Raw genomic sequence first — 21,814 nt, forward strand, 5'->3', positions numbered from 1 at the left:
GTTATGGGTTACAAGTTGCGAGCCCAAACATATAACTCGTAACCCTTAACTTGAAACACGTATTAAATTTTAATCAACTTCTTAGTTGCGGTAACTTTTCCAGCGTTTTCAATCGATAATATATAAGTTCCGGCTTGGAAATTTTGAACCTCTATTTCTTCTACCTGATTTCCACTAGCAGCTTTGGTAGCCATCACTTGCCCTTGTATATTTAAAATCCTGATCACATCTCCCTTTATTGCACCAGAAACACTAATATTTTTTTGTGTTACCGGATTTGGATATACCGTTACCTCATTACCCAACGTAACAATTACCGGAATTGGATTGGAGGTTTGCTTTGAACCATCAAAATCTACTCCTACCAAACGATAATAGTTTGTACCTGCCGTTGGGTTTAAATGCGTATAGCTGTAATTAAATATGCCTGCTCTATTGTTGGCAGCAACGGTATAAATATCTTCGAAACTGTTCCCTTTACGGTGTTGCAGCACATAGTTTTTTAAATTCACTTCATCGGTAGTTTGCCAAGCCAACTTTACGCTGTTTAAGCTTTCTTTGGCAGTAAAACTGATTAAGGTTAAAGGCAAAGTTGTGTTAGCTTCGCCTACTACAAATGGCGAAAATACACTGGTAGTTAGCGTAGCTGTATTTGCTGCGGCATTTCCAGTACCGGTGAACATACCAAAACTACTACCGTTGTAAGCTGCAACTCCAATTTGAGCATTTGTAAACGCTGAAAAATCAGCACCTTCTAACGCATTTTCCCATCCTAAGGTTACATCTACATTACCAGTACCAGCAGTACGGTTAATGCTCCAAACGGCATCTACCATTCTTAGTTTTTGAGCCGCTGTTAACGCAGTTCCGTTTGGCGTAGCATTAGCGGTTGCACCTGCAAACACGTTGATTTCGAAATCTGAGGCTGTGGTTGGAGTTAAAGTAACAGGGCTGTAATTACCTGTTGTACCTACCGGGATTAATGTAGTAGCTGTTAAACCGCTTACTTTTAACGTACCTACCGCACCAGTTGTTGCGTTAGCTGTGGTTGCCATATAGGCAGAAGAATTAAATGTACCCCCAAAAGAACCTGTTGTTGCCATTGTTACCTCATCTCCCTCACGAATGGTTAACTTAGCATTGTTTAAAGTTAGTTTACCATCAATGGTAATGCCCTTGTTTGTTGTGGCGGCAGCATTAAAAGTTACATCGCCAAGAGCATTACTACTATTAGTGGTAAAAGGTGTAATTGTTGCAGCATTAAAAGTATAATTTGTTCCGCTGCCGTAAGATTTACTACCTGCTAACGTGATACTACCATCAATTCCTGCACCATTTGAAGTAATCAAATGTGTATTTGAACTTAATGTTACTTCTGTTCCGTTAGCCGTTGCCACATTAGAAATAGTAAATTGCGATGCTCCAGAATTTGTGCCCACAATATAAGAATTAGCTGGAATACCCGCTCCTTGCACCAAAACGCCCAATGCCACACCCGCACTTCCATAACTAGCTACGGGTAAAGTAATTACTGCACTTCCGGAATTAACTGTAGCACCTGTAATTACGTTAGCATATTTTCCTCTAGCTACAAACCCACCAGAGCCTGTTAAAACTTGAGTACCCAAATTAAGTGTACCAGCAACAGAAGAAGTAGATGAACCTACCAAATTAAGCGATCTGCTTAAGGTTACGCTAGCATCTGTACCAATTGAAATTGCACCTAAATCTGCAAAAGTACCGCTACCAGAAATAGTTTGAGGAGTAGTTCCGCTTAAAAGCAATTGTGAAGTAGTTACCCCTGCTGCCGCACCAAAAATACCATTGTTTAAGATATTGCCTGATATTGGAGAAACAGAAGTAGTTCTAATGTAAAACGCCGAACCAGCTTCTACCGTCAAGTTTTCGATATTGCTAAAATTTTCTGTTAATGTAACGTTAGTATTGTTTCTAACAATTACATTACCTAAAGATTTGTTATTAAACATATTAGCCACGTTTGCCGCTTCCAAAACAAAATTACTACCTGATTTTAAGTTAATTAAAGTTGCTGTAGAACTGTTACCAAAGGGATTAAAAGGCCCTTTATGTATCAAGGTGGAACCGCTTTCGAAGATAAAAGAACCATTTGCCGAATTGCTTGCATTTACACCAATGGTGCCAAAAGGATAACTTAAAGTATTATCGTATGATAAAGTTGAACCTGCTAAAAATACAACTGCACCTAGGGTACGGCTAGTTAATCTTGGACTAGAACTAGCTACCGTAGAACCACCCTGGATAAGCCTAACTGTACCCGCTATACTACCCGTAGATGTTGGAAAATCGATATAGATATTGCCCACATAAGCATTGTTATTTAACTGCAGTGTCGAAGTGGCATCGATAATTAAACCTGCCTCGCCCACAGTATTGTTGGCTATAGTAAGTGTTCCGTTTGAACTGGCAACCCTTACCAAATTTACCGAAGCACCATTAATTAGTTTAAGCTGGGCAGTAGTTGCCGAATTAAGGTGAATTAAGGCTGTGCCTGTGGCCACAGTTGCACCACCAATATTGGTACCATCTACCACTAAAATGTCTGTATTGGCTATAATAGTTCGTTGTGCTCCCGAACCATTTTGCATTGTATTCCAATTTGCAGCAGTGCCGATATTACCCTCGGCAGTACCGCCAACCCAATAATAAGTTGTTTGCGCAAAACCTACTGCAGTATAACGGGGGTAAAACGAAGTGACCCAATTTGATTTATAAAAAAGTGCGAAATTTGTGCAAAGAAGCCGCTTTTACAAACGAGTGCGAAAAACCACTTGTACATATTACTTCGGTTTTACTTCCATTGCTTTGTTTGATTACTTCCATTTTTGTGCGGGCGCTTTCTGAATTAAACGCCCAATCTTCTTTTAATCTCTTCCAAATCGGCCTCAAAACTGTTTAAACGGTGGTAAACCTCACTTGGCGACCTAAAGTTTGCGTTAAGGTGCATACGTGCATACCATATCTCTTGAATGTCTTCGGGGTCGATTAAAAGGTTTTTATATTGGTTTCTCGAATTAAAAGCATCTGATTTAGCCACGATGTAACCGTACTTACTAACTGCGTTTAACAGCCTTTTAATAACAATTCCGTGGCTTTTAGTTACTAAAATGTGTACTCTATCCTCTCTAATATCGTCTAAACTCTCTACCCAGCTCCCTATTACTATTTCTTTATTCTCAAGTGTAGGCTCCATACTTTCGCCGTCAACTTCAAAAGCTCGGTAGGTACCTGCCTTTAATTGGGGTAAATAGAACGTTGGAAGCGTTTTAACGTACTCAACGTCGCCAAAACCATTGAGATAACCAGCCCGAGCCTTTTGATTAACTAAAACAATATTCTCTCTATTGCTGCTATCGACAGTTACAACGTTAGGAACGCCAAAGTTTAGGGTCGGGCTTGCGGTCGGGCTTGCGTTTGCGCTTGCAATTTGTGGTTTTAGCCCTTGGGCTGTATGTAAATTTTCTTTTGTTTCGTTAACAATTGAGTGACTAGCCTCGGGGGCTAAATATTCTTTTTGGTTTGTATTTTCCATTTGACCAACGCCACTTATTAGCCAATTAAGATTTAAAGTTTCAAACGCACGAGACAAATCTTCAATAATTTCAAAGGATGGCTTAGCATCGGGGCTACGTTGTAAACGATAAAGCTTTTCCGCAGAGGTATATCCTAAGTATTTGGCTAAATGATTTAAGTTTTTAAAACCTTTATAATTAAGCCATTGTAATATGCGTTGATACATTTTTGTAAAAATATTCTTGTGTGTTTGTAAATTTTATACGTTTTCGTTTGTATAATTCTTTTTCGTTTGTATGTTTGTGTCCTCAAACGTACACATTATGCAAGATAATCAAAAAAACGAAAATCCATTTGTCTTGAAAAGGTCAAGGCTAAGCTCGGCACAATTGGCCGAGGTAGTGGGTGTTTCTGAAAGCTTGGTTAAAAAGGTTCGTACTGGCGACCGAGGTTTAAAGAAAACAGTAGCAAGCGAGGCGGTTAAAACTGCCGACCATCTACTTTATGAGGGCGAAAATGCGCTAATCGAAGCGGTAAAAAAAATGGTTAGATTATGAGATTTAACCAAAATAATACCCTTTGCTTAGAGTACAACGAATTTACTCAAATTGTACCTAAAGGAACCTACGACAGTTTAAAAGCTAGAGGCAGTATTAAAGTACATGGCCGTGGCGGTTATGGTGTTGGTGTTCTTATTGAGTACGATACCTTACCAAAAAGGTATCAAGATGAAGTTAAAAAGGTGTTTGGCGACCCATACCAATACATCACAACCCAACCAATTAAAGACCTTTTAATTGAAGACTTGAAAGCCGAGCAATTTTACAGGGATTATTCTCTTCCAAATGGCCTAAAGTTACCCGACCAAGATTTTGACGTTAAAGGTAAGCCCGTTACTAACTACGTTAAAGAGTACGCTATTGCAGCATCTTGGCTAAACAACATCATCAACTTAACCGAGAATAAAAAGGCGCTAAAAGATCAGCTTAATATTTCGGTAGCTGTTTTTTGGGAACGCATAATGATGATTTTAAAAGCTGACGGTGTTAGATTGCCAGCCAGCGAGCGCCGACTTAAAGACGCTATTAAGCGTTACAAAAGTAACGGCTACGAGGCATTAATTGAGGTTTTTCGCTTTGGTAATACCAATAGCCGCAAGGTAAACAGCGAAACCGCCGAGGCTCTTCTTTTGGAATTGCTGGCACATGACCACCAACACGACTACACGAGAGTTGCAAATGCTTATAACGAGTGGGCGACCGCTAATAATCACGAGCAAATAACGGATAGGGCTGTGAGTTATTGGGCTGCTAAATACAAGCATTTAATTACTGAAAAAAGAGAGGGTAAAGCCAAAAATTACAATCGTTTTAACAAGCAAATTTTAAGGAGTAGACCAAGTGCGCCGCTTCTACTTATCAACTCCGACGATAACGTCTTAGACTTGTACTTTGTAGAAGAAAAGGTTAACAAAAAAACGGGCTACGCTCAAAAAAATTACTATTACCGCCCTGTTATGTACGTGGTAATGGATGCCTTTAACGATTATATTTTAGGTTATGCCATTGGCGAAACGGTAACAATTGAGCTTGTTAAAGAGGCGTACAGAAATGCCGAAAATCATGTTAAACAACTGTTAAATGGCTATTATCTACCGCACCAAATCCAAACCGACCGTTGGGGTTTAAGCAAAGGCGGCGAGCTTGAGCAATTTTACCAAAGTATGGCGACTTACACGCCCGCAACTGCTAAAGTAGCGCAAGGTAAGTACATCGAAAGAGCATTTGGTGTAAACTGGCATCAGACTTTAAAAAGCTTCATCAACTATGCAGGTCAAAACATTACCGCAAAGGAAAGATTAAGCCCCGAAGCTATCGAGCGTAACCGTTCTAATTTTCCACCAAAGGAAAAAGCGCCCGAGCAAATCGCTTTGTTTATCGAAATGTTGCGCAAACTCCCTAACCAAAAAACGGGGGTTAGCCGTCAAGAAGAGTGGTTAAATAGCATCAACGAAAAATCAAAGGCTAGGGCTATAAGCGCCGAAAAGCATTTGCAAATCTTTGGTGTATTACATAAGCCACGCAACGGAGGCAAAAATAGGCTTTTACCTGCTGGCTTGGAGCTGATGGATAGACGCTTTGTTTACGACATTCCCGCTTTCTATTTCCCCGAGCATGTTAACAAAGCCGTAAACGTGATTTACGACCCTTACGATATGAGCCAAGTGCTTGTTACCGATGGCAAGGGATTGCGTTTTGTTGCCCACGAATACGAGCGTTCGCCGAGTTGTATTGCAGACCACACCAAAGAAACCCGCCAACTATGGCACCAACGCATTGAAGAAAAGAAAATCATTGCAGCGGTACCAGCCAAAGAAGCCGAGAAAAGAAGAACCCTACTAGAGCGAGCTGCTATTGATGCCGAAAGCTTATTGCAAGGAAGCGTATTGATTAAGCAAATACGCCACACCGCAGAAAAAGCAATTACGGGCGCAATAGAAAACTTCGACCAATCACAACTAACAGAAACAACTAAAACTAACAAAAAAGCTGCCTACGGTAGCAAATGGTAAAACAAAGGGCATTAGAACCGACATTCTAACACCCTCTAAAATGTTAAACACAATGAATAACGAGACAAAAGAACAAATCAGAGAGCAACTACGCAAGTATGTATCAAAGTTTGACAGCCAAAATAAAGCGGCGTTGAGCTTAAAAAACGTAAGTGTTGCAACAGTTAGCAACATCATTAACGGTAAATGGGAAAAGATAAGCGACGAAATTTTTATTTCGGTAAAAAAGCAAATCAGCGAACCAACGGCAGGCTGGAACATTGTTGAAACCGACAATTTAACCGAGTTAAACGCTATCTACACACACGCTGCAACATACGCCAGCTGCTTTATTGTTACCGCCCCGCCAGCGGCTGGGAAAACAGCAACCGCCGAATATTTCAAAAGCCAAAACGCCGATATATTTCTAGTTAAGTGCGACGAGTTTTGGAACCGCAAAACCTTTTTGCTTGAGATTTTAAAAGCAATGGGTATCAACGGTAGCGGTGCCACAGCTCCCGAGTTGGTGCAAGATATTATCCGCAAGGTTAACAGCTGCAAAAACCCCGAATTAATCTTTGACGAGTTCGACAAAGTAAACGACCAAATCCTATGTTCTGTTATCTCAATTTTTAACCGAATTGAGAATAAGTGCGGGATTGTGGTACAAGCAACTGACCACTTAGAGCGCCGCTTAACTCGTGGTCTACGCCTTAACAAAAGAGGGTACCAAGAATTTTGGAGCCGCTTCGGTTCTAAGGTGGTTAACCTCGAAGCGCCAACCAATAGCGATATGGTTGCTATCATCAAAGCTAATGGCATAGAAAGCGAAGAGGCAGTTTACGAGATTTTAAACGACGCCGACAACGATTTACGCCGAGTTAAAAAGCTAATCCAAATCCACAAACATAACTAACCAAATATGAAAGCCAAACTAACACAAATTGAAGAGTTGCAAGCAGAAATGGCAATTTATAAAGCCCTGCTTTGCGCTAATTACAGGCTGCAAGAATGCGTTTATGATGCTTTGTTTAAACAAGCTGGTATTGCTTTCGCCGAGTGTAATGCTCAATGCCAAGAAACCGTTAAAAAGCTGTTAAATACAGCAATGTATTGGAATTGGTTTAAAATCAAATGGCATCAATTTAACGTCGCATTTTACACCAACCACGCCCCTAATATTAGCGACAACTTTAACGACTACCTACGCCATCACACGGCGTATTTAGAGGCAAAGGAAACCGAAGAAAGCTTTAATTCTAAACTCACAGCAATGCTAAAATACAATGAGAATAGAATGCGTACTTGAGCGTATCTGCGAAGCCTTAGGCGCTAATTATCACGAGGTGGTAAGCGATACACAAAAGGCCGAACCGCTAAAGGCGGCATACATAGCAACCAAAATATTGTTTGAGCGTAATTATTCGCCAAAAGACATTCAAGAACTCTTTAAGCGCTCCCGCACAAACATTTATTACAGGTTGGATATATGCAACGACCGAATAGAAGTTGAGCCAACCTTTAAAAAACTATTTAACACCGCTAAACAACAAACCGATGAACTATTTAATGAGATTAAGCAGACAGCAAACGGAGCATCTGTTTAGTACCCTCGAAGCGATTTTAAAAGACTACCACACTACCGATTTAACAGAGCTTTTGTTGCTTGAAATGCTAAAGCGTATCTATTTGAAATTACGCCAAAAGCTTGAGCAACGCCCGCAAGCAAAGTACACCATTACGCTTGCAACATTTGAAGCTCGGGGATTTTGTATTTGGTTCAAAGATTATCCAACGAGTACCGACACCTATTTAAACACCCTTATCAATCAGCAAATCGGCGAGATTGAAAGATTATCAAGTATAAACTTTATCAAATTATAATTATGGATTTAAGAGAATTAACCGACGAACAATTAGAGCAAGCTTACAAAGAGCGTAAAAAAGCAAAACAAGCCCAAGAAGCCGCTAATAAAAAGCGCTACGAGAAAAAGAAAGATAGCATAGTTGAGCAAATGTTTGATGAGGCTTTGGAAGCATCTCGCATTATTGGCAGACTTAAAAGTAAAATGCACGTAGTAATGGAGGCTCAAAAGATTGAGCTTGATAGCTACGGTAAAATTAGAACAAATAGCAAAGGCGGCTTTTCTGTTACGCATAGCAATGGCGAGCTGCAAATTGCACGTCGTCGAGATACAACGCCCGTTTGGGACGAAAGAGCATCAAAGGCGGTTGAATTGATACAGGCATTTTTAGCTGATACCATTAAAAAACGTGATGCAAAGCTTTACAACATTCTATTGGGCTTTTTGGTAAGGAACAAAAAGAACGATTTAGAATACGCTAAAGTAATGGATTTGCTAACCTACGAAAGTGAATTTGACGACCCACGTTGGATTGAGGGTTTGCGATTAATCAAAGAAAGCTATACCCAAGATTTTAAAGCGTACACCTACGAGTTTAAGCGAAAAAATAAAGCTGGGAAGTGGCAGTTTGTAAACCTTAATTTTTCAAATTACGACGTATAAGTTAAGCCAGCTAGTCGGCTGGTTATTGTCTCACCAAAACATAATTTTTAAATGAAAAATCAAGTATTAGCGAAGCTGCTAAAAATCGCCGCTTCGTTTGCCGAAAGCGAAAAACCTATTGCCTACATCAGCGGCAAAGTAACAGGCTTAGAACCGCAAGACGTAGCGGTTAAATTTCACGAAGCCTCATTGGTTGCCATACAAGACGGCTACCAAGTTTTTAACCCAACCGAGCATATAGCGCCCGATGAAGATTGGACGGAAGCTATGAAGCTTTGTTTAGCGGTGCTGCCACTTTGCCAAACTTTCTATCAAATACACGATTGGAAAGATAGCAACGGAGCCGTTGCCGAACACATACAAGCCAAATTGTTAGCGCTTGAAATAGTACAACTTTAAACCTCAAACAAACTTTTATGAAACATTTAATGGTAGATATAGAGACGCTAGGCACAACGGGGCGCTCGGTAATTTTAAGTATTGCAGCGGTTCAATTTGATATTGAAAGCGGACACGTTGGCGACAACTTTAAAATGAACGTAGACGTTCGCAGTTGCACCGACGTAGGCTTACACTTCGACCCCGATTGCTTGGTGTGGTGGGTAAAGCAAGACGAAAAAGCCAAAGCCTCGGTATTTGAAAGCCCTAGCCCATTAAAAGACGTGCTTTACGAGTTTGCCGCTTTTGTTAAAAGTATGGGCGACGATGTAGAAATATGGAGCAATGGCAAATACTTTGATATGGCGCTTGTTAGGGATGCTTACGCCGCTATTAACGAGGCGAGGCCGTGGCACTATTGGAACGAGCGAGATATGCGCACACTCATGCGTTACGTGCCTAAGCTTAAACAAGAAGTGCCATTTACGGGAATAAAGCACGACCCTATAGACGATTGCATTTATCAAATAAAGCTCGTTGTCGCCATACATCGAAGAGTGTTAAAAAACATTGAGCTATTAGACAAGAATTATAACCAAGAACTAACATCAAACTAAACAAATTTTATTTATGAAGACACTAGGTGTAAAACAGTTTCAGCAAATGGCTTTTAAACTGTTAAAGCAACCCGACGGAGCGTTTAAAGAACATCTTGGTTTAATACCCAAAAACTTCATATCAATAGTTTACGGACGTAGCGGAAACGGTAAAACAGAGTATTGCATTCAAATGGCTAAATACTTGGCTGGATTTGGTAAGGTGCTTTGGCTAAGTTATGAGCAAGGCCATGGCGTGGATTTGCAAAACGCCATTAATAGAAATAATATGCACGAGGTTAGCGGCAACTTTTTAGTTGCCGACCCTACGGAAGATTTAAAGAAAGGGGTAACGTTTTTAGAAGATTTAGATAAAACGTTAAGCAAGCGTAATAGTCCCGATTTTATCTTTATTGACAGCGTTGATTATACCCGTTTCAAATGGGAAGATTATGAATTTCTAAAACGCAAGTACGGCAAGAAAAAAGGTTTCATTTTCATAAGCCACATTAAAGGGCGTGAGCCAAAAAGTACAATAGGGCAAGACATCAAATACGATGGCCACATAGGTACTGTTGTTAGAGATTATATCGCCTATCACGACAAAAACCGCTTTAGTTCTTTTGAGCCTTATGTAATCTACGAAGAGCGAGCAAGGCTTTTAAATCCGCTGTTTTTCGCTCCAAAATTAGCCGATGAACCCAAAAAAGCCGCTAAAAAAGCAGGGGTAAACGCTAAGAAAGTAGCAAAAGAATTACTCCAAGACGAGGGGGTAAGTGCATAAAAACAAACCAAAAAACACTAAAAACGGGCTTGTTGCTATTAAAAAGCGGCTTTATTGCTGGATAAATTGCACATAGCCCCTATTGTTAAACACAAATTATTGCAAAACATGAAAAAATATATGCTTACATCGGTACTATTTACGGGTACGGTGGTGTTCGTTTATAACGCCGAGGGCTGGTTAGTTGGCTTCGATAACTCGGCAGAATTTAGCGATGATCAACACTTATGGTTGATAAAAAATCTACCTCTAAAGTTAGGTGTGATAGAACCATGGAGCAAAAAAATCAAAGGCACTCTAAAAGAAGTACCAATGGACTTGAGCTTTGATGTGTTTTGGGAAACCTACGGAAAGAAGATAAACCGTTTGCGTACCGAACCGCTATACAAGAAACTTGACGATACCGCAAAGGCGCTCGCTATAATGAGAGTGAAGCCTTATCAAACTTACTGCAAAAATAACAACCGAGGCATTGCAGACCCCGAGAAATATTTAAGAAATGGTTATTACGATACTGATTGGAGCAAAGAAAGATAATGAGAGAATTTTTAAAAGCAATAAGTGATTACCCGTTTACAGCTTTTGCTGTATCTGTGTTTGTTTACGCTTGCGTAGAATGTATAGCGGGTATTTTTAAGAGGAGAACTAAATAATGCAAAAGCAATTAAAAGAATTGAGAGCTGGTGACAGATTTCACAAAGCCTCTGATAAAAACAAAAAAGTTTATCAAGTAGCCGAAACGCCAACGGGCGGTTTAGTTAAAGTTAAGCAAGACCACAAAAAGGTTTTGGACTACATGAAAGCTCAAACAACAGTAGTTTATTTAAGAACAGTCTAACGCTAAAAAGCCGATATTTTAAAATATCGGCTAAATACCCGATAAAATGGAAAATACAAATTTAAAAAGTAAGCTAGCTAAGATTTACGAGTTAGTAAAAAGAGGCTCAACGGCGGGCGAACAAGCGGCAGCTAAAAACCAGCTTGATAAGCTGATTGAAAAATACAATTTGCAAGGTATAGACCTTGAAAATCTAAACCTTAACGAGTACCGATTTAAGTACAAAACGGAGCTTGATGTTTGGCTATTAGGTCGAATTGTGCTTGTGTTTACAGATGGTAAAGCTTGGGATAATGCTGTTAAAGATGTTTGGAAAGTTCGAGAGGTTGAGCTAAGCCTTACATATATAGATTGGGTTACAATTGAGACCGCTTACCAATATTTCAAAAAACACATGGCGCAGCAATGGAAAATTGTTTGCGCTGGCGAAATAAAGCGGAAACGTAAGGCATCAACACGTAAAAAACGGCTACAAGAATTAAAAGAACCTTTCTTTTCTCGTTACGTGATTGCGAGCAAACTATATAAAGACGGCGAGCTTAAGCCTGTTACCTATTCGGATATGAGCGACAAAGAGTATCAAGATAGGCTCTTAATGGAAGATATAGAAGGAGGCAGCTATAAGAGACAAGTAACTAACGGCCTTTATTTAGAAGCTTGATGTTTTGTTAATATGATTTTCGTAATGCTCACTAGCAATCGCAATAAGTTCTTGGCAATCGTCGGGGGTAAAAAGGGTGGTAAATTTATCTTCAAACTCGCACCTCCAAACTTCGGGTCTACCTCCTAAAGTTAGTTTAACATAACGCACCCTGCCTACTTCTTTTCCATTGATTGAAACGATGTAGGTAGGATGCACCACACCCGACAAATAGAACATGCGCACTTGCTTGTCAACATTACCAAAAGCGGCATTAAAAACAATTTCGGAACTCATACTAAAATAACAATCAAAGATTTTAAAAGTTATGAAGAAACTAACTAAATCCCAAGCAGAACAAATTGAAGCTTGGTTAAACAAATGGGAACAATTGAAAGGTTCCGCAATACCTCTTAGGTTTAGGGAGCAATTTGGTATTAAACCAAAAGTAGTATCTGTGTTCTCTAAAATTACGCTATCTAACGGCGTTGTAGCTGAAGTTTTAAGAATTGACGGCGGCGTAATGCGAAAGGCAACGGAACGATGTAAAGGCGACAACACTACAATGTTTTTTGTAATAATGGAATACGTTGTTAGGGTTGACGGAAAGCTTTTAGGCGCCAACGGCGTTGATAATTTGGACGTGTCAGATATAGCCGCTCTAACAGAGATTGTAAATGCTCAAATGATAAGCCCATGCAGCCAATAACCAAACCCCAAATACAGGCTATTAAAGCCACTTGCAGCCGCAAGAAAATAGAGAGCGCCGAAATGGCGCTTTCTTACTCTAACAGTCGCACCAGCCATGTAAGCGAATTAACTAAAGACGAAGCAAAGCAACTTTTAACCGCTTTAATAGGGGAAAAGGAAAGTTTTAACGCTAAACAAATCATGGTGCGTAAAATCTTGTCAATGGCACACGAATTGCGTTGGGAGTTAGACGAGCAAAGGCACAATAAATCAAACAAAATTGATATGGAGCGAGTTAATAATTGGATGATCAAATACAGCTATTTGCACAAGCCATTAGACCGCTATAAAGCCGACGAGTTGCCCGCTTTGGTAACGCAGTTTAGTAAGTATCACGAAAGTATTATAAAAAGTATTTAACTTTAGATTATGAAACAAGTATTATTCATTTTTCTAACCGCACTTACCTTTAGTGCCTACGCTCAAGAATGGAGCGCAACCGACCAAAAAGTATATGGCAACCAAGCCGAATATAAAGCACAAATGGAACTTGCAAAAAAGAGCAAGCACCGCAATTTGTACCGCTTAGTTGGCTTTACACCCTACTATGCCAACGGGCTTAGTTTATGGATGCAAGACCGTGGGTTTACTTCTCAAACTTTAGAAGCTCCCGCAAACCAAGAGGTTTATTTGTTCGCTAAAAATTACGTTGGCAGCGTTAAGCCTACCGACGTTAAACTAGTGTTAAACTTGCAAAATAGCCGTGTGGCTAATGCTAAAATATACGGCTCGTTTACCGATCTTGCTCAACTGTTTTTGTACTACTGGCCTACTAATGCCGACTATGCAGATAGCAGTAAATTAAAGCAAGGCACGATTGCTCAAAAGCAAGTTTTTGACGAGATTGTAAGGTTTAATTATTCACAAAAAGAGCCTTTTATTGAGGTAGTGAAAATATGATTACGAAAGATTTAGACGACTTGTATTCTTTCCGTGATACCGTGGTTAACAACATTATAAGTGAAACATATGCGAAATGGAATGCTGCTTTAGAAAAATATGTTAGTGACAACCTTGAACGTCTAGGTTATAAGTTTGAACACAAGGCTCAATTTTATGCGTTTTGTACGGCAAGAGTAAGCAAGATAAGCACGGGGTCAGACGAATGGGTATTATATTTAGATTGGGACGATGAAAATAAAACAGGTCAGCTGATAGGTTCTTTTTCTCAAAAAGTAGAAATAACCCACGAAGAAAACACAATTAAGGCCACTATTGGTCGAAACCTTGGAAAATGAACGAAGCCCGCAAATAGCGGGCTTTTTTGTTGTCTAAAACTAAATTTTAACGTGTTGATGCTATTAAAGATATTTGTATCAATGCGTGGCCAATATAGCTTATATACATCTTTATTTCCGTCCTCTGTCAAAGCCAATCCTAACAATAAAGGCCGCAGAAACGTATTGATGTATAGCAGGGATGAAAAACTATGTTATAGATATTATTACCACGCAGAAATTAAGCGCACCCGATACGACGATTGTTTGCTTGCGCTAGAAAATGAATTTGATTTAACGGCTGGTGTGGTAATGCAAAGGCTTGAGCAAAACACCGACCTTTTAAAAGATATAATTAGCAAAAAGCCCAACGCTAAGGAGTTGGCCGCTAAATTCCCGTACTTTGTGTTTAGTTAGTTTTAGGTTTGTTTAAGGGGTGTTTAACACCCCTTTTTCATTCTGTTAAAATTTCAGCATCAACCGCCGTTTCGGGAGCTGTATAAACAGGCATTGCGGTATTGTCGGCATAAGTAAAAGTATATCGCATTGTCCTAACCCTTAAATTATCGTTTCGCTTTTCCTTATCGGCTTTAACCCTTGATAGTGTACTAAAGTATTGCGATTGAAAACCGTGTAAAGCTTTGTTAACGGCATGCTCAAGGTTGTAATATTCCAAAGCAAGTTCAATAACAGGTTTAGGCGTTAAAGCGTTCGTTTGCGAATAAGAGGGCAAGCCCAAGCGTATAATCAACACACATTCGCCCAGCTGGGAAAATTCGCCGTTGTTGCTAAATGTTCCGTCGTCAATATCAATCAAAACGCATGGCCAATCAACGTTTGGTCTTTGCTCGTAAAACTCTAATTGCCCGTAGTCGCCGTCTATCCATTTAAGTGCTGGCACTTCTGTTTTTAGCCGATTTTGAACCGTTAAAAAGATGTTTGCTAAAATGCTGTTCATTGTCTTAAAATTATGTTGATTTCTCGGTTTAGCTCTCTAATGATGCTATTGTTTAAAGTTTGACTTTCGTGGCCAGCATAAGGCGCAAATTGCCGTTGTACGATATGCACACGGCGGGTGTGTGCCTTTACTTGGTTGCTGCCCACTTTATTGGTTACGGTGCGCACTTTTCGGGTGCCGTTTCGGTTAAAATCGGTTAAGCTAAACACTTGAGATTTGGCGTATTTATTGCGAGTGTGCGCCTTTACTTGTACCGTACCTGTAAACCCCTCGTTGTGAGCTTTGGCGTGTGGCACGTTGTTATAAAATCTAACGCCGCCGCCCGTAGCATATTGGTAATTCCAACTTCTACGCAAGGCGCCCGTTTTTACCAAGATAGTACCTTTGCGTTCGATGCCTCGCCACTTTTTAAAGCTGCTGTCTTGCCAGCCTTGCGCCCGAAAGTTGCCATCAACAAAACGCAAGGTTTTATTGATAATCATACCTTGCGCTCTATCTGTTAAATAGCTGCTTAATTGTCTTTGTATGTTTCTATTAAACATTTTACTATCTTTGTATAAAGAAAGCCGCTAACAGCTTTAAAATAGCTTATTTGTAAGTTATTGTTTAAAGAAGGTTAGCGGTTTTCGTTTTTATATAGGAGTACACCTTGCCTACTCTTTCTCAAGCCCTCAACGTTAATCCTATTACCCGACTTAGTTTGAAATAGAGAGAAAGCTCTCAAGTCGTTAGCGCCTACAATCATTGGATAATCATCGAAATATTTAATATATCGGTGTTCAATTACATTGTTGCTATTTCGTACGCTCCAAATCTCATCGGGCTGTTGAACCACTTTAGCTAAATTGTGTATGTAGCTCCAACGGTTGTCTTTGTTGTCTTCAAACACATGCACTTTAAAGTTGTAGTCAAATTTTATACTAACGCCATTTTGCGCAATTACCTCAAAGCCGCCCTTTTTATCGCCGCCCGCCGCATTTGTCCACCATTGGTGCGCATCGTCTATATTGTCGAAATGCTCGGCGTCGGGCAAGTGGCTTAAATCGTAAATTTGTTTTACACTTCGCATGCCATAGTTTCGCTCTGCTTGTAACTCCGACTTTTTACTTAGGTAGCTATAATACGGGTGTTCATCATCGTAAACAACCATCTTTTTGCCAACGTTGCCCTTGAAATATGGCTTTGTTTCCATCTCGTCGGCGTAAGTTTTTACCAAGCTTCTATCGGTAGGCGTTGCGCCGCTTGGGGCTGGTACCATATTGCAACGGCAACCGTGGTCTTTAGGCGGGTAAATCTTATCTAAAAGCGGGTCGTCTGTTTTGATAATCAGCTTGTCTAAAGCGGCGTGGCTTGGTCTAACCCTATCGTCGCCAACTGTGCTATATTCCAACATGGCGAAGCGTTTAAGCCCTTGCCATTTGTCGGCCATTTGTACGGCGGCAATTGCGTCGTTACGCTCAACGTTTAAATGATGTACGTTTAAAATTGGGTCAATATCTGCAACCTTAGATTTGAATTGCTCCCAGCTTCGCACTTCGCCGTTTTCGTCCAATAAAAGCTTATTGTAAGTTTTTAAGGTTGCCAAACTCTTAGCACCCGAAAATTGAGCAATGTTTTGTTGAAAGTAAGCCTTTAACGTATTGCGATAATCGGTTGTCGGATACATTTCCGCCCCTAATACCTTAGTGAGCGCCGTAGATAGCACCGCACTAATGTAGTTGTAGTAATTATAATCTATCTCGTTAGCGCCAATTTTGCCGTCGTAAATGCGTTTTAAAAGGTCTTCTAATATCCTATCGTAATTACTATCGTTAGCCGCTAAGGTAATGGCATGAGTGCAACAACCGTCGTAAAGGTTTAGTAAATCATGCCCCGATAGCTCGGGGCTTATACGAAAAAACTTTTAATCCTATCCCATAGCTTTAGGTCTTCATCATCTGTGAAGAAATGGAGCTTTTGTTTGTTTTTCTTGTCCGAAGCTGGGGGGGTATCTGCGTTTTTATTTTCTTGCATTTGCTCTAAAGTTGCCTTTTTAGCCTCTGCAAGCTCGTTTTTTAGCTTTTCGTAATCTTCGGGCTTTTCTATTTCAAAATTTTCATAGAAAAAGTCGTCGCTTACGGGAATATCCAATTCCTTAACCATTGTTTTAGCTATCTCGAAACGCTCCTTTTTGGTAAGATGGTTTTTGCTTTTTAGTACAAATGTGCCGCCTTTTGTATTAAAGCCAGCCGCTTGTAAAATTGGGATAAAACAAGAGTTTAAGGTTCGGCGTACAAAATTAACGTCGGTTTCCTTTTTGTCGGCGTCTTGCTCTTTGTGGGTTTCGCTTTGTGCATAGCCCGAGCTTTTGCTTGCTTCGGTGGTTTCGGTACTACCTAATAAGGCTTTAGATATTTCCTTATTCATGGTATCGTGGAAACTTCCTTGCAATTGACCGTTGGCACTACCTGTATTATTTTTAATATCAAGGTTGGTTCCCTCGGGTCTGATGATTACACCGCCGCCGCCCATTTGCTTAATGGCCTCCGATAGTTTGTTGCGCTGGTCTTCATCGAAACCGTCCCAAGTAGCGTCTACAATACCACGCCCGAATATTTCGATAAATTCCGCCCAATCTGAAACGTTGCCACGTTTTAAGATGGCGTACATTGCCGCCGAAAGGTAAAGACCCAAGTCGGTAGCGTCGCCAGCTTCCAAAATGGTCTTGGCGTAAATACCCTCCCTTATATCTGTACCCGTTTCATCGTATTCATTGTTTGCAACGTGTCCTATTTCGGGGCGCATGTGTTTACGTGGTACCAAATAGCTTTTTACTTCCTTTTGGCCGTTGGCATTTTCAAAAAAAGTGCATTCTACCATTGAGTAACCCCAAGCTTTACTATCAATGATATGCTTTAATAGCTTTTCAAAACCTATACAGTCGATTAACTCGTTTACTTCGTCAACTGTATTGCCCTCTTTGTCGGTAAACGTCCAATCGGCCAAAGTAATAGCATCAACACGTTTGCCCCAAACGCTAATAATGTGAGCGTCCGTTGTGCAAATATCGTGGTAAAGGTCGTACAATAAGCTACGGCGGGGGTGTCTTGCCTCTGCCGATTTTGTGGCGTTACGCCATTTTCCCAAGTCGGCGCTCTCTCTGTTGAATGGTCGCACCTCAATGGTGTTAACAATGAGCTTTTGCTCGTTCTCTCTTTTGATGTTCGCTTGCTTTTTCATTGTTAAAAATGGTTTTGACGTTTAGTGCTTGAAACAATATGAAATTGACCCGTTGCCCCTTGCGGTTGCTCGGCTAGTGGCCAGCCGTTCGGCGCTACTCTGCCAGCCTGTATTTTTTGGAGTTCGCTAATAGCGTCCTCGTAGCGGGAACGACTAAGGGCTAAATCAATATTAGGGTTAACTAAATTGATGAAGTGCCATTTTGTAACGTCTTTAACCCAAGTCCTCAAACTAGCGTAAGGGTCTAAAATGATTGAAAGCTCTTCGTCGATTTCTTCCTCGTCGTCGTCTGTTACATCGGTATAAACGGGCGGCGGTGTCGCCAATATCTCATTAATTTTATAGCGTGATAGATAACCACTTACTTGTGTAATGGCGGCTTCAATCGCCATTTTTAGTTTGCTTTGGTCGTTACGAGATATTGCATTGATAATCTCGGGAAACACGTGTGTTTCAAATTCTTTTTTTGTAATAAATGCCATAGCTTAAAATCTTTTGCTTCCGTTTCTTTGTGTGCTTATGGCCTGTACTGATGCCATATTGTTAATTAGCATGTGGTTAATTCGCCATACCCCGCCCTCGACTGCGTCGGGCGCATCGTCGTGCGCTCGGCTGTTAGGGCTGATTAGTAAAAATTGCTCTTCGGCTGTTTTCATATACGGGTTGTCTTTCTCTTGTTCGTTAAACCAAAGCCTCGGCGGGATGCCTTTTTCATTTCGGTTTAACGGCTCAAGCGTTTGCTCTATACGGTCGTATTTGAAAGGCTTTTTACGGTCGTCTGGTCTTGGGTTAATTGTGATCCCGTGGCGTTTGTTTGCCGCTGCTAATTCAAGCTTAAACATTTCGTCAATCCAAGGCCATTCAATCCAATACTCAACGGGTACCCTGCCGCCAACCCAGCGGTGTATTTCATAGTTCCACTCCAACATTTCGCTAACCGAAACTTTGCCGCAAAACATTCTAAGTACGTGGTACTCGTCTTTATACTTTCCAAGCAATACGGTTGCTTTGGTGTCGCCACTTTTCTTATAACTTGGGTCGGTATAGGCCAAGAGCTTTTTATATTCCCTAAGCGGCTGCATACGCTTATAGTTTAGCTCTTTAAATACTTTGCCCTCTGTTAAAGGATTGTTGAAATACTCTTTTTGAGCTGATGCGTGGCTAATTTTTGAAAGCACACGGTCAATCATTTCCTCGGTGTTTTTGTTAGGCCAAGAGCTTACCCCGTTTTTATCTCGAATGTTGATGATGTCGTAAGCGTCTGCTTTCTCTATCGCTTTTTTAATGCAGCAATGTTCGGCAATGATGTTGCCGCAAAAAATAATCAACATAGGGTTTGAAATGGAACGGGTAGCGTACACCGCTTGCTCGAACCAATCCCATTTCTTTTTGATGGTGTCGGGGTTTCGGCACTCTTCGTCGGTATCGTAGTCGTCCATTAACACTACATCGGGACGCACCTCTTCATTACGTGCGCCACGGGGAGTTTGGCCAGCGCCGACCGCTAAAAAGCTACATCCTGCTTTAATGGTAAATTCGCCCTCCGTCCACGAACCGAGTGTTTGTTGCACACCGTAGTCGTTTATTATACGCTGGTTACTTTCAAAGTTGATTTTGTAAGGCTTCAACAAACGTATGGCGGCTGTTTCGCTGTTGGAAATGAATAAAACCGAGCGCTTTTTTTGGTAAGTGCCAGCTTAATAATTTCCATCATGGTGCGGGCTGATTTGGCGAGCTCACGGCTCCAAGCCCTAACCTCGTACCACTCGGGGTTGTTCATTACCCGTTTTGAGCTTCGGGTATGAAAAAGCATAGGCTTTGACGAGTAGTAGTTTGGAAAGTAGTAAGCAAACCACTCTTCGTCGTTACTTTCAAGCCTACTAATACGGGATAACCGTTCAATTTCGCTCTCGTTGAGGTCTATTACAGTACTGCGTTCTAAGCCTCTTTTATAGTCGTCCCAATACTTTACGGCGCTGTTAATTTCTGCTTTCGTTGCCATGCTATAAAAGGGATTTAATAAAGGCGTCAACTATTTTGGCAAGATCTTTTGCTTGCTCCAAATTTCCTTTGCGTACAAAGTCTAAGAGCAAGGTTAAGGCGTGGATAATCTCGGGTATGGAAGCCTTTGTTTCCATATCCTTAATATCTTTAATCAGCTTACGACGAACGTCGCCAAGCTTACTATCGGCAAAGCGTACACCCTCGGGCTTTAATCTTATGGATGCGTTTAATTCTGCCAGCTCGTCCATTAGGTGTAAGAGTTGCTCTTGACGGGTTAGTACGACGTTCTTTTTTAGTTTTTCCCACTCGCCGTCAACAATCCATTTTCCTATTGTTTTTTCGCTAACGCCCACACGCTCGGCAAGCTCCTTTTGAGTGCTGATGCCGTCTTTTACATACAAGATTTTTGCATGTTCTTTTTTGCGTTCGATTTCGGCTTTTGAAGCCCTTTCTTTAACCTGTTCTTTTGCCATAACAGACCAAAAATGCACACTATATATAGGGGTAAAAAATTGAGTTTTTATATCTATGCAATAGCATTATAGATACTATAAAGCAGGATTTTAGATATAAAAACCTGATTTTTTTTGCTTGTTTTTAGCCTGTACGTTTGCTGCTCATTCGACAAAAGAAATGGGATGTTAAGAGCAAGCAAAAGAGTAATTGTATTAAGTGAGAAAGTAAATCGCTTCGGTTTTAGAGCATTGGTTAAGGGTGTAGATTTAACGTACTACAATACCAATCCTTTAATGCTATGGATGCACAAAAGAGCCTTTGTTGAAAATGGAAAATCTTGGCTTCCGATAGGTAACGTTATTGAGCTTAAAATTGAAGATATTGAGGGCGTAGGTTTATGTATAACGGGGCAACCTGTTTTTGATGATACCGACGACTTTGCAAAAGCAATTTATAACAAGTTTGAAAACGGCACCTTGCGCATGGCGTCGGCGGGTTTAATACCCGTTGAATGGAGCGAAGAAGAGGGCTTGTTAATTCTTGGTCAAACCCGACCAACCTTAATCAAATCGGTACTTGAAGAAATTAGCATGGTTGATATGGGCGCCGACACTAACGCTTTGGCAATAGCGCTATACAACGAAGACCACGAGCTAATACAATTGTCTGCGGAAACGCTCAACGCTCAAATCCCACTGTTAACACAACCTTTAATTGATAACGAAATGAAAAAAATCGAATTAAGCGCCGCTAGGGCGTCCCAAATCCTCGGTTTAAAAGAAACCGACACGCCCGAAGCATACGAGGCGAAAATTGATGAAGTAGTGCAATTAGCGGCCACCCAAAAAACGCAGATTGAGACCTTGACCCGTGAAAAGAAAGAAGCGGAAGACAAGGCAAAAGACGCCGAGGTTAAGCTTGCGGTGGCTGAAAAAGCGGCCAAAGAAGAGGCGGTAAACACCTATCTAAGTGCAAAAGTTGAGGCTCGTGTAATTACCGAAAAAGAAAAAAAATCGTTTAGTGCTATTGCCTTAGCTCATGGCGAGGGTGTAGAAAAAGGCTTGGAAGCTGTAAAGGCAATTTTAGACGAGCGCAAGCCAAGCGAAACCATTGAGACTAAGCTTGCGGCTAGTTTGGAGCAAAACCAAAAAGACCGTTTGGCCGAGCTGGTAAAGCTTTCTTACGACGAGCTTTTCGAAAAAGGCTGGTTTACCGAGCTTAAAACATTGAGCGCTCCCGACGCCGAAAGAAAGTATGCGGAAAAATTTCCAAACGCTAAAAAATAGCCTTAGCGCTACGGATTTAAGAGCAAATTAACAGAGTAAGAATTTAGGTTAAAATAA

At 40.7% G+C, this 21,814-nt stretch carries 30 protein-coding genes; 19 read left to right on the top strand and 11 right to left on the bottom strand.

The window, feature by feature from the left end:
- Positions 1-62 precede the first annotated feature (62 nt).
- Both OVA16_RS18580 and OVA16_RS18585 read right to left on the bottom strand, forming a co-directional pair.
- Positions 63-2,627, bottom strand: coding sequence for a beta strand repeat-containing protein (locus tag OVA16_RS18580; RefSeq protein ID WP_267762430.1), 2,565 nt, complete (start codon positions 2,625-2,627; stop codon positions 63-65).
- Between the two features lie 257 nt (positions 2,628-2,884).
- Positions 2,885-3,778: a S24 family peptidase gene (locus OVA16_RS18585; RefSeq protein ID WP_267762432.1), complete on the bottom strand. Its 894-nt coding sequence runs from the start codon at positions 3,776-3,778 to the stop codon at positions 2,885-2,887.
- A gap of 97 nt (positions 3,779-3,875) precedes the next feature.
- Here OVA16_RS18585 and OVA16_RS18590 point away from each other — a divergent pair, with 97 nt between their 5' ends.
- From OVA16_RS18590 to OVA16_RS18650, 13 genes are all read left to right on the top strand, one after another.
- Positions 3,876-4,109, top strand: coding sequence for a hypothetical protein (locus OVA16_RS18590; protein ID WP_157960880.1), 234 nt, complete (start codon positions 3,876-3,878; stop codon positions 4,107-4,109).
- Entirely contained in the window at positions 4,106-6,124 is a 2,019-nt protein-coding gene (locus tag OVA16_RS18595) for a hypothetical protein (RefSeq protein WP_267762434.1), read from the top strand. Before OVA16_RS18590 ends, OVA16_RS18595 begins: the two co-directional genes overlap by 4 nt.
- Before the next feature lie 52 nt (positions 6,125-6,176).
- On the top strand, positions 6,177-7,019 hold the full coding sequence (locus OVA16_RS18600) for an AAA family ATPase (protein ID WP_267762435.1): 843 nt from the start codon (positions 6,177-6,179) through the stop codon (positions 7,017-7,019).
- Between the two features lie 6 nt (positions 7,020-7,025).
- Positions 7,026-7,412 carry a hypothetical protein gene (locus tag OVA16_RS18605; protein ID WP_267762437.1) on the top strand — a complete coding sequence of 129 codons (387 nt, stop codon included), beginning with the start codon at positions 7,026-7,028 and terminating at the stop codon, positions 7,410-7,412.
- Positions 7,390-7,710, top strand: coding sequence for a hypothetical protein (locus tag OVA16_RS18610; protein ID WP_267762439.1), 321 nt, complete (start codon positions 7,390-7,392; stop codon positions 7,708-7,710). The genes OVA16_RS18605 and OVA16_RS18610 overlap by 23 nt, the downstream gene beginning before the upstream one ends.
- The gene (locus tag OVA16_RS18615; RefSeq protein WP_267762440.1) at positions 7,661-7,987 is read left to right on the top strand and encodes a hypothetical protein; all 327 of its coding nucleotides are present in this window, start codon (positions 7,661-7,663) and stop codon (positions 7,985-7,987) included. The genes OVA16_RS18610 and OVA16_RS18615 overlap by 50 nt, the downstream gene beginning before the upstream one ends.
- A 2-nt stretch (positions 7,988-7,989) precedes the next feature.
- Positions 7,990-8,631: a DUF3164 family protein gene (locus OVA16_RS18620; protein ID WP_267762442.1), complete on the top strand. Its 642-nt coding sequence runs from the start codon at positions 7,990-7,992 to the stop codon at positions 8,629-8,631.
- A 51-nt stretch (positions 8,632-8,682) separates the two neighbouring features.
- The gene (locus OVA16_RS18625) at positions 8,683-9,030 is read left to right on the top strand and encodes a DUF4406 domain-containing protein (RefSeq protein ID WP_267762443.1); all 348 of its coding nucleotides are present in this window, start codon (positions 8,683-8,685) and stop codon (positions 9,028-9,030) included.
- A gap of 17 nt (positions 9,031-9,047) precedes the next feature.
- On the top strand, positions 9,048-9,626 hold the full coding sequence (locus OVA16_RS18630; RefSeq protein ID WP_267762444.1) for a 3'-5' exonuclease: 579 nt from the start codon (positions 9,048-9,050) through the stop codon (positions 9,624-9,626).
- 13 nt (positions 9,627-9,639) lie between these two features.
- Entirely contained in the window at positions 9,640-10,389 is a 750-nt protein-coding gene (locus OVA16_RS18635; RefSeq protein WP_267762446.1) for a hypothetical protein, read from the top strand.
- A 108-nt stretch (positions 10,390-10,497) separates the two neighbouring features.
- A complete protein-coding gene (locus OVA16_RS18640) occupies positions 10,498-10,926 on the top strand; it encodes a hypothetical protein (protein ID WP_267762447.1) in 429 nt (142 codons plus the stop codon).
- 115 nt (positions 10,927-11,041) lie between these two features.
- A complete protein-coding gene (locus tag OVA16_RS18645; protein WP_267762449.1) occupies positions 11,042-11,227 on the top strand; it encodes a hypothetical protein in 186 nt (61 codons plus the stop codon).
- 46 nt (positions 11,228-11,273) lie between these two features.
- Complete coding sequence (locus OVA16_RS18650; protein ID WP_267762450.1) at positions 11,274-11,888, top strand: hypothetical protein; 615 nt, start codon at positions 11,274-11,276, stop codon at positions 11,886-11,888.
- Here the strand turns inward: OVA16_RS18650 and OVA16_RS18655 are convergent.
- Positions 11,877-12,164 (bottom strand): hypothetical protein, encoded by a 288-nt coding sequence (locus tag OVA16_RS18655; protein WP_267762451.1) that lies wholly within the window; start codon positions 12,162-12,164, stop codon positions 11,877-11,879. The genes OVA16_RS18650 and OVA16_RS18655 overlap by 12 nt on opposite strands.
- Before the next feature lie 31 nt (positions 12,165-12,195).
- Here OVA16_RS18655 and OVA16_RS18660 point away from each other — a divergent pair, with 31 nt between their 5' ends.
- From OVA16_RS18660 to OVA16_RS18680, 5 genes are read left to right on the top strand one after another with little or no spacing between them, the layout of a single operon-like run.
- Complete coding sequence (locus tag OVA16_RS18660; protein WP_267762452.1) at positions 12,196-12,576, top strand: hypothetical protein; 381 nt, start codon at positions 12,196-12,198, stop codon at positions 12,574-12,576.
- Positions 12,564-12,977 carry a hypothetical protein gene (locus OVA16_RS18665; protein ID WP_267762453.1) on the top strand — a complete coding sequence of 138 codons (414 nt, stop codon included), beginning with the start codon at positions 12,564-12,566 and terminating at the stop codon, positions 12,975-12,977. Before OVA16_RS18660 ends, OVA16_RS18665 begins: the two co-directional genes overlap by 13 nt.
- 9 nt (positions 12,978-12,986) lie before the next feature.
- Positions 12,987-13,517, top strand: coding sequence for a hypothetical protein (locus OVA16_RS18670; RefSeq protein ID WP_267762454.1), 531 nt, complete (start codon positions 12,987-12,989; stop codon positions 13,515-13,517).
- A complete protein-coding gene (locus tag OVA16_RS18675; RefSeq protein ID WP_267762455.1) occupies positions 13,514-13,855 on the top strand; it encodes a hypothetical protein in 342 nt (113 codons plus the stop codon). Before OVA16_RS18670 ends, OVA16_RS18675 begins: the two co-directional genes overlap by 4 nt.
- 57 nt (positions 13,856-13,912) lie before the next feature.
- Complete coding sequence (locus tag OVA16_RS18680) at positions 13,913-14,251, top strand: hypothetical protein (RefSeq protein WP_267762456.1); 339 nt, start codon at positions 13,913-13,915, stop codon at positions 14,249-14,251.
- A gap of 37 nt (positions 14,252-14,288) precedes the next feature.
- Here OVA16_RS18680 and OVA16_RS18685 read toward each other — a convergent pair whose 3' ends face one another.
- The 8 genes from OVA16_RS18685 to OVA16_RS18720 form a co-directional block, all read right to left on the bottom strand.
- Complete coding sequence (locus OVA16_RS18685) at positions 14,289-14,792, bottom strand: hypothetical protein (protein ID WP_267762457.1); 504 nt, start codon at positions 14,790-14,792, stop codon at positions 14,289-14,291.
- A complete protein-coding gene (locus tag OVA16_RS18690; protein ID WP_267762458.1) occupies positions 14,789-15,334 on the bottom strand; it encodes a hypothetical protein in 546 nt (181 codons plus the stop codon). Before OVA16_RS18690 ends, OVA16_RS18685 begins: the two co-directional genes overlap by 4 nt.
- 74 nt (positions 15,335-15,408) lie before the next feature.
- The gene (locus tag OVA16_RS18695; RefSeq protein ID WP_267762459.1) at positions 15,409-16,458 is read right to left on the bottom strand and encodes a PBECR2 nuclease fold domain-containing protein; all 1,050 of its coding nucleotides are present in this window, start codon (positions 16,456-16,458) and stop codon (positions 15,409-15,411) included.
- A gap of 221 nt (positions 16,459-16,679) precedes the next feature.
- The gene (locus OVA16_RS18700) at positions 16,680-18,011 is read right to left on the bottom strand and encodes a phage portal protein family protein (protein WP_267762460.1); all 1,332 of its coding nucleotides are present in this window, start codon (positions 18,009-18,011) and stop codon (positions 16,680-16,682) included.
- A 2-nt stretch (positions 18,012-18,013) separates the two neighbouring features.
- Entirely contained in the window at positions 18,014-18,493 is a 480-nt protein-coding gene (locus OVA16_RS18705) for a hypothetical protein (RefSeq protein WP_267762461.1), read from the bottom strand.
- A 3-nt stretch (positions 18,494-18,496) separates the two neighbouring features.
- Complete coding sequence (locus OVA16_RS18710) at positions 18,497-19,582, bottom strand: hypothetical protein (protein ID WP_267762462.1); 1,086 nt, start codon at positions 19,580-19,582, stop codon at positions 18,497-18,499.
- 53 nt (positions 19,583-19,635) lie between these two features.
- On the bottom strand, positions 19,636-20,013 hold the full coding sequence (locus OVA16_RS18715) for a hypothetical protein (RefSeq protein WP_267762463.1): 378 nt from the start codon (positions 20,011-20,013) through the stop codon (positions 19,636-19,638).
- A 1-nt stretch (position 20,014) separates the two neighbouring features.
- On the bottom strand, positions 20,015-20,488 hold the full coding sequence (locus tag OVA16_RS18720) for a DDE transposase family protein (protein ID WP_267762464.1): 474 nt from the start codon (positions 20,486-20,488) through the stop codon (positions 20,015-20,017).
- A gap of 165 nt (positions 20,489-20,653) precedes the next feature.
- Here OVA16_RS18720 and OVA16_RS18725 point away from each other — a divergent pair, with 165 nt between their 5' ends.
- Complete coding sequence (locus tag OVA16_RS18725) at positions 20,654-21,757, top strand: hypothetical protein (protein WP_267762465.1); 1,104 nt, start codon at positions 20,654-20,656, stop codon at positions 21,755-21,757.
- The last annotated feature ends 57 nt before the right edge of the window (positions 21,758-21,814 follow it).

This window comes from Pedobacter sp. SL55 (assembly GCF_026625705.1).
In the GTDB taxonomy this organism is placed as follows: Bacteria; Bacteroidota; Bacteroidia; order Sphingobacteriales; family Sphingobacteriaceae; genus Pedobacter.